This is a genomic window from Leptotrichia sp., from assembly GCF_057270615.1.
The window spans coordinates 1-2,740 of record NZ_DBHIXN010000106.1 but is presented as its reverse complement, the minus strand read 5'-3'; the positions used below and the strand labels follow the sequence as shown (position 1 = coordinate 2,740).

5 protein-coding genes are annotated in these 2,740 nt (G+C 27.0%); all 5 read left to right on the top strand.

Annotated elements, in window-relative coordinates:
* Positions 1–216: 216 nt before the first annotated feature.
* A complete protein-coding gene (locus ACO409_RS10595) occupies positions 217–432 on the top strand; it encodes a hypothetical protein (RefSeq protein ID WP_485557075.1) in 216 nt (71 codons plus the stop codon).
* Positions 433–436: 4 nt separating this feature from the next.
* The gene (locus tag ACO409_RS10590; protein ID WP_485557073.1) at positions 437–958 is read left to right on the top strand and encodes a hypothetical protein; all 522 of its coding nucleotides are present in this window, start codon (positions 437–439) and stop codon (positions 956–958) included.
* Positions 959–1,032: 74 nt separating this feature from the next.
* Positions 1,033–1,602 carry a HEAT repeat domain-containing protein gene (locus ACO409_RS10585; protein WP_485557071.1) on the top strand — a complete coding sequence of 190 codons (570 nt, stop codon included), beginning with the start codon at positions 1,033–1,035 and terminating at the stop codon, positions 1,600–1,602.
* Positions 1,599–2,180 (top strand): DUF4291 domain-containing protein, encoded by a 582-nt coding sequence (locus tag ACO409_RS10580; protein ID WP_485557069.1) that lies wholly within the window; start codon positions 1,599–1,601, stop codon positions 2,178–2,180. Before ACO409_RS10585 ends, ACO409_RS10580 begins: the two co-directional genes overlap by 4 nt.
* Before the next feature lie 234 nt (positions 2,181–2,414).
* A partial coding sequence (locus ACO409_RS10575) for a helix-turn-helix domain-containing protein (protein WP_485557067.1) occupies positions 2,415–2,740 on the top strand: 326 nt, incomplete at its 3' end.

Sequence of the window (2,740 nt, the reverse complement as noted above, 5' to 3'; positions counted from 1 at the left end):
AAATTTTATTTAAAGATAAAAATGGGAATACTCCACTTGATATAGCCAGAAAAAACGGAAGAGATAAGGGGGTAAAATATATGGAAGAGTATATTGAAAAATATCATTTAACAAAAAAATAAAGAAACAAGTATTACTCAGAATTTTTCATATTCTTCTGGGTATCAAGAAAAGTATGGAGGAGTAACTATAGAAATAGTAACTCAACCAGGGACTTTGAGAGTTTTAGAAAAAATAGGAGTAAAAAATAATGATGGTTTAGAAATAAACAAGTGGTATCCAAATATGGAGAAAACATTTACAGGATGGGAAAAATTTGGGCGTGTTCAATTTAAACAGGAAAAAAGTCAAATAACTATAAATTTAGGTAAAGGTAGTGGTTTAGATATATTTAATCAGAGTATTAAAGAAATTAATTTAAAAAAGGAATAGAAGAATGAAAAAAATAGATCTAAAAAAATTAGAAGATTTAATGATAAAAAATTATAAAAAACAAATAAGTTTTCAAGAATTACAAAAAAATTTTTTTTTAAATGATATTGAAAGAATCAAATATATAAAATCTGAACTTGAAAAAGCATATGTTAAAAAAAATGAAAAAAATGTTAATATTTTAATTTTAGCAATCTTTGTATTTAATCTATATAGTGAAGATTTTATTGATATTTTATGTAAATTATCTAAAAAAGAATGGCATGAAAGACATGAGGATATTGCTATTTACTTCATGGAAATGGAGTTACTGTCTACGGTAGAATGTCTTTATGAATTAGCAATTTCAGATTTTGAGAAATATCGTGATGACGAATACTGTCAATTAGTTGAAAAATGTTGCTATGCTTTAGGAGTGGTAGGAATAGAAGATGCAAAAGAAAAACTTAAACTGTTGGCTAAAAGTGATAAAGATATTATACGAGAACATGTTGAAGATACATTTGAAATGTATAAATTATCTTAATATAGGAAAGGAAAAGGATTAGAAATATTCAATAAAAATCTAAAAGAATACGAAGTGATAAAGGAGAACAAATAATGAAAATATCAGCAAAATATGAAAAAGAATTAAAAAAATTCTTTGAATTAAGCAAAAAATTTTATATTGTAAATTTTCAACTGAGAAATGAGGAATTAATCTCAAATTTCTCTGGTGTTACAGATGAAGAAAAAATAGATATGATTAAAGAAGGAATAAAACAAGCATGCTATAAAAAAAATTTAGATGAGATAGCGTACTTAATGTATTCCATTGGGATTTTTGGTTTATTTCCAAAATATTCATTAAATTTTGTTAAGAGTTTCAGTGAATTATCAAGAGAGGAATTTCATGAAGAACATGAAGACATTGCTAGTTATTTTCAAAGTTTACATTTACCTCAAACAATAGACACGGTATACGAACTAGCAATTTCAAATTTTGAAAAATACCGTTGGGATGATAATTTTGCATTAGTCAGAAAATGCTGTTTTGCTTTGGGAGACATAAACACTCCTAAGGCGAAAGAAAAACTGGAACTATTGTTGCAAAGTGATGAAGAAATGATAAGAAAACATGCAATGGAGCAGTTGAAGAGATGTAATTTTACAAATAAGGATGTTGAATGAAAGGACTAATTATGAAAAAAGAAGAGGAAAAAAATATTTATGCTGTATTTGATGATAAAACAATAAGAGTTTATCAGGCATATAATAATGAAATAGCAGACGAGGCTTTAAAATTAGGAAAGTTTGGAAGTAAATTCAGTTTAAATAGGATGACTTGGATAAAACCATCGTTTCTCTGGATGATGTACCGAAGTGGCTGGGCTACTAAACAAGGACAGGAAAGAATACTGGCAATTGACCTAAAAAGGGAAGGATTTGATGAAATAGTGAGAAATGCTGTACTTTCATCTTTTAGAGAAGTTTCTGATTTGTCTAAGGAAGAATGGAAAGAAAAATTAGAAAATTCAGAAGTAAGATGTCAATGGGATCCAGACAGAGATATTTACGGCAATCCAATAGGAAGAAGAGCGATACAGTTAGGCATAAAGGGAGAAACAGTAAAAAAATATATAAATGACTGGATTGTAAATATAACGGATATAACAGATAAAGTTATTGAGATGAGAAACAGCATTCAAAATGGAACTTTTTCAGAAGTTATGCTTCCTAAAGAGAAAAAGTATATCTTAATTAAATAATTAGAGTTTATTAAAAAAGTGTATAGATTTTTTATTTTATTTTTAACAAAAGATAGCAAGAAGTCTCCGGCTTCTACAAGCGGGAGATGAATTGCTTTTTTTGTAAAAAAATTGAAAAAAGGATACTCTTATGATACAATTTTTGTATAAAATATCGAAGAGAAATCATTAATGATAAAATTTCTAAAGAAATAATTAAAAATAATATTCAAAATCAAAAGGAGGTGTAATTTCATGAAATATAATTTAGCATTCAAATATAGAATTTATCCAAATAAAGATCAAGAATTGTTGATAAACAAGACTTTTGGATGTGTTCGTTTTGTTTACAATACGATTTTGTATACTGCGAATAAATTTTATGAAGAAACTGGGAAAAATAAAATAATTACACCTGCCAGTTTGAAGAGTGAAAATCAATTTTTGAAAGAAGTAGACAGCTTGGCACTTTCAAATGCTCAATTGAATGTAAAACAATCGTTTACGAACTTTTTTCAGAAGAGGACGAAGTTTCCGAGGTTCAAATCTAAAAAGAATAGTGTTAAAAGTTACACGACAAA

Excerpts from the sequence above, each read along its gene's own strand:
- ACO409_RS10590 (WP_485557073.1), top strand. The coding sequence starts at position 437 with ATGAAAAAAATAGATCTAAAAAAATTAGAAGATTTAATGATAAAAAAT.
- ACO409_RS10585 (WP_485557071.1), top strand. The coding sequence starts at position 1,033 with ATGAAAATATCAGCAAAATATGAAAAAGAATTAAAAAAATTCTTTGAA.
- ACO409_RS10580 (WP_485557069.1), top strand. The coding sequence starts at position 1,599 with ATGAAAGGACTAATTATGAAAAAAGAAGAGGAAAAAAATATTTATGCT.